General features: G+C 67.7%; 3 protein-coding genes and 1 pseudogene. All 4 read left to right on the forward strand.

Annotation, left to right across the window (positions count from 1 at the left end; all coding sequences use genetic code 11):
• Window positions 1-89: 89 nt before the first annotated feature.
• Window positions 90-1,079 (forward strand): ABC transporter permease, encoded by a 990-nt coding sequence (locus VN779_RS24055; protein WP_325727193.1) that lies wholly within the window; start codon window positions 90-92, stop codon window positions 1,077-1,079.
• Window positions 1,080-1,084: 5 nt separating this feature from the next.
• The gene (locus VN779_RS24060; RefSeq protein ID WP_325727195.1) at window positions 1,085-3,106 is read left to right on the forward strand and encodes a dipeptide/oligopeptide/nickel ABC transporter permease/ATP-binding protein; all 2,022 of its coding nucleotides are present in this window, start codon (window positions 1,085-1,087) and stop codon (window positions 3,104-3,106) included.
• The gene (locus VN779_RS24065; protein ID WP_325727197.1) at window positions 3,103-4,137 is read left to right on the forward strand and encodes an ABC transporter ATP-binding protein; all 1,035 of its coding nucleotides are present in this window, start codon (window positions 3,103-3,105) and stop codon (window positions 4,135-4,137) included. Before VN779_RS24060 ends, VN779_RS24065 begins: the two co-directional genes overlap by 4 nt.
• A 114-nt stretch (window positions 4,138-4,251) precedes the next feature.
• A pseudogene (locus VN779_RS24070) lies at window positions 4,252-4,569 on the forward strand (hypothetical protein); the annotation flags it as partial.

Here is a 4,569-nt window from a genome sequence, read left to right on the forward strand (position 1 = left end):
ACGCGCAGCCGGCGGCGTTCAACGTGCCGGACGTCGAGCAGGTGCTGCTGCACGTCTACTCGAAGTCCGCCCAGAACTAGGCGGGCCGCGTGCCATACCTGCTGCGGCGGCTGGGCTTCTTCCTGCTGACGCTCTGGGCGGCGCTCACGCTGAACTTCTTCATCCCGAGGTTCATGCCGGGCGATCCGGTCAACGCGCTGCGCGACCGCACCCGCGGCAAGGTGTCCGAGGCGACGCTCCAGCAGATGCTCAGCTCCTTCGGGTTCAAGCCGAACCAGAACCTCGGGCAGCAGTACCTTGATTATCTCGGCAACATGCTCAGCGGGCACTGGGGCATCTCGATCGGCCAGGCGCTTGGTGAACCGGTGACCAGCATCATCGGCCAGGCGTTGCCGTGGACGCTGGGCCTGGTCGGCATCACCACGGTGCTGGCCTTCGCGCTCGGCACCCTGATCGGGGTGGTGGCCGGCTGGAAGCGCGGCGGCCGGCTCGACGCGATCCTGCCGCCGCTGTTCGTGGTGACCTCGGCGCTGCCGTACTTCTGGGTGGCGCTGCTGCTGATCCTGATGTTCTCGGTGTGGACCGGCGGGCTGCTGCCCAGCGACTTCAACTACGACACCAGCCTGGTGCCCGGTTTGTCGCCTGGCTTCATCGGCAGTGTGCTGCAACACGCGGTGCTGCCCGCCGCGACCCTGCTGATCACCTCGATCGGCGGCTGGATCCTGACCATGCGCAACAACATGATCACCACGCTGGCGGAGGACTACGTGCGGATGGGGCGGGCGAAGGGCCTGCCGGCGCGCAAGGTCATGTACGGCTACGCGGCGCGCAACGCTTTCCTGCCGAACCTCTCCGGCTTCGCCATGTCGCTCGGGTTCGTGATCTCCGGCGCCATCCTCATCGAGTACGTATTCAACTATCCGGGGCTCGGCTACCTGCTCTACAGCGCGGTGCAGAACGTCGATTACCCACTGATGCAGACCCTGTTCATGCTCTTCACGGTCGCCGTCCTGGTCGCGGTGCTGATCTGCGATCTGGCGACCGCATGGCTCGATCCGCGCGTGCGGGCGAAGGAGTAGCGGCCATGACCGTGTTGCAGGGCGCTGCCGCCGTCACGCCGAAGCCGCGTCGCTCGGTCGGACGTGGGCTCTGGCGGGCGCTGCGCGGAAACCGCAAGGCGATGGCCGGTTCGGTCATCCTGCTGATCTTCTTGGTGATCTCCGCCTTCCCCGGCCTGTTCACCTCGGTGAGCGACCCGAACGCGCTGGCCTTCCCGCCGCGGCTCGGTCCGTCCAGCGGGCACCTGCTCGGCACGACCGGGCTAGGTCAGGACGTCTACTCGCAGCTGATCTACGGCACCCGGCAGTCGCTGATCATCGCGGTAGTCGCGGGGTTCTTCGCCACGGTGCTCTCGGTGCTGATCGGCGTGTCCGCGGCGTATCTCGGCGGCGTCATGGACGACCTGCTCTCGATGCTCACCAACGTGGCGCTGGTCATCCCGGCCTTCCCGCTGATCGTGATCCTGGCCAAGTACGCCGGGCACGGCTCGCTGACCGTGCTGCTTGTCGTGCTGGTGGTCACCGGCTGGGCTTACGGTGCGAACCAGATGCGCGCGCAGGCTCTTTCGCTGCGCAACCGCGATTTCCTGGAATCCGCGCGGGTGCGTGGCGAGCGGCGCTCCTACATCATCGTGTTCGAAGTCCTGCCGACGATGACCTCGCTGATCGTGGCGAACTTCCTCGGCGCGGCGCTCTACTCGGTGCTCAGCGCGGCGGGCCTTCAGTTCCTCGGCCTCGGCGACCCGAACTCGTCGAGTTGGGGCACGATGCTGTACTGGGCACAGAACCAGCAGGCGCTGCAGACCGGCGCGCCGCTCTGGTCGATCGCGCCGGGCCTGTGCGTAGCGCTGCTCGGCGTCGCCTTCGCACTGATGAATTACGCCTTCGATGAGATCGGCAATCCGGCACTGCGACCGGTGAAAGCGAAGGAGCGCAAGGTTCGCGCCGCGGTTGCGGCGAAGGCGGCGACCGCGGCGGCAGCCGGCCCGCCCGAGGCAGTGGTGTCGCAGGATATCGCGCTGCAGGACGCTGCCGACGCGGACGCCCCGCTCCTGCAAGTGCGCGGCCTGACCGTCGAATACGCGACCGCCCGCGGCTCGTCCGTGGCCGTTGCCGGGGTGGATCTCGACGTGCGGCGCGGCGAATTCCTCGGTGTGGTCGGCGAATCCGGCTGCGGCAAGTCCACGCTGCTGTTCGCGATAGCCCGGCTGCTGAGCGCGCCGGCCTCCACCACCAGCGGCAGCGTGACCTTCAAGGGCAGCAACCTGGTCGCGATGACCGAGAAGCAACTCAACGTTCTGCGTTGGCGGGATTACTCCGTGGTCATGCAGAGCGCGATGAACGCGCTCAACCCGGTCCGCACCATCGGCGCGCAGTTCAAGGACGCGATCGAAGCGCACGCCGACTACGGCTCCGAGAAGATCAGGGAACGAAGCGTCGAGGTGCTGCAGCTGGTCGGGATCGACCCGGTGCACCTCAAGAGCTACCCGCACCAGCTCTCCGGCGGCATGCGGCAGCGCGCGATGATCGCGATGGCGCTGCTGTTCACCCCGGACCTGGTCATCATGGACGAGCCGACCTCGGCGCTGGACGTGGTCGCGCAGCGCTCACTGATGGTGCAGATCAAGGAGCTGCAACAGCTGCTCGGCTTCGCCGTCATCTTCGTCACCCACGACATGTCGCTGGTCAGCCGGTTCTCCGATCGGCTGGTGGTGATGTACGCGGGCCAGGTGGTCGAGACCGGCCCGACGCGCACCGTCTTCGACACCCCGTCGCATCCGTACAGCAAGGGCCTGCTCGACGCGTTCCCGTCCATCCACGGTGAGCGCGTCGAACTCAAGGGAATCCCGGGCAGCCCGCCGGACCTCGGCAATCCGCCAAGCGGCTGCCGGTTCAATCCGCGCTGCCCTGTCGTACAGGAGCGTTGCCGCAGCCAGGAGCCGGAGCTGTACCAGATCGGCGAGCTGGGCCAGGTCAAGGCGCGCTGCCTGCTGCTGACCCCCGATAACGAACCGCAGGAATCCCGCTCGCTGGAGGTGAACTCGTGACCGAGCCGCAGCCGCAGCCCGGGCCAAAGCCGCTCATCGAGACAGTCGGCCTCTGCCGGCATTTCAAGGTTGGCGCAGGTTTTTCGCGGCGCAACCTGCACGCGGTCGACGACGTGGACCTGGTGATCAATCCGCGCGAGATCGTCGCGCTGGTCGGCGAGAGCGGCAGCGGAAAGTCGACCATCGCGCGGCTGCTGGCGCGTGTCTACCGGCCCACCTCCGGCGAGATCCGCTACCAGGGCAAATCTTTGGCCACGGCGCGCGGACGCAAGGCGCAGCTTGCCTACCGCAGCGACGCGCCGATGGTGTTCCAGGACCCATTCAGCTCCCTGAATCCCGCATACCGGGTGTCGCACGGCATTCTGCGCGGGCTGAAGTTGCACCGGCCGGAACTCAACCACGCGCAGCGGATCGAGGAAGCGCAGCGCGTGGTCGAGGCGGTCGGGCTGGTGCCTGCCGCCGAGATCCTGAACCGCTATCCCTACGAGCTGTCCGGCGGGCAGCGACAGCGAATCGGCTTCGCGCAGGCCCTCGCGTACAAGCCCAAGCTGATCCTCGCCGACGAGCCGGTGTCCATGCTCGACATCTCCATCCGTATCGGCCTGCTCAATGTGATGGCGAAGCTGCGCGAGACGGAGGGTGTCTCCTTCCTCTACATCACGCACGACATCGCGAGCGCGCGGTACGTCTCGGACCGGTTGCTGGTGATGTACGGCGGCCACGTCGTCGAATCAGGACCCACCGAAGCAGTGCTCGCCGACCCGAAACACCCTTATACGAGCCTGCTGCTCTCGGCCGTTCCGGACCCGCGTGCGCCGCTGGGAGTCGATGCGGAGGCGGCCAAGTCCGAGCCGCCCGCGGTCATCGATCCGAAGCCGGGCTGCCGGTTCCGCGCGCGCTGCCCGCTGGCGATCGACGAGTGCGCCTCGGTGACGCCCCGGCTGCGCGAACTCGGCCCGGCGCACCAGGCCGCCTGTCACGTCGCGACCGCCGACGCGCCGACGATCAAGCCCCCGGCGGCGGTCGGGTAGCGGCGCGCTCATAGTCATTGACCACGCGGCGACCTGGCTGTACCTTCGCGATGAAATAGGCAAGTTAGATAACTAAACCAAAATTCGCGGCTCCATACCCACCTGGGAGCGCACATGGCATATCGAGTGGCACACCGCGGCAGGTTGTCCATCACCACCGCCGTGACCTTGGGTTTCGCCGCCGCGGCGGCGTTACAGAGCGGCGCGTCCGGGGCGACGCCGACTCAATTCAGCGCCGCGGTGGCCGGCGGCGGCGCGGCTGCGAGTGCGCGGCACGCGTTCCCCGATCCGCCGACCGGCTCGACCGCAGTCGCGAACCTCGGCGCGGCCACTGGCTGGAAGGTGCTTACCAGCAAGACCGCGACCCAATCCGGCGCGCAGATCTCCACGCCCGGCTTCGCCACCTCCGGCTGGCTGAGCGTCGCGAACGAC

Source organism: Actinocrinis sp. (assembly GCF_035605935.1).
In the GTDB taxonomy this organism is placed as follows: domain Bacteria; phylum Actinomycetota; class Actinomycetes; order Streptomycetales; family Catenulisporaceae; genus Actinocrinis.

Coding starts and splice junctions, on each gene's coding strand:
- VN779_RS24060 (WP_325727195.1), top strand. CDS start 1,085: ATGACCGTGTTGCAGGGCGCTGCCGCCGTCACGCCGAAGCCGCGTCGC.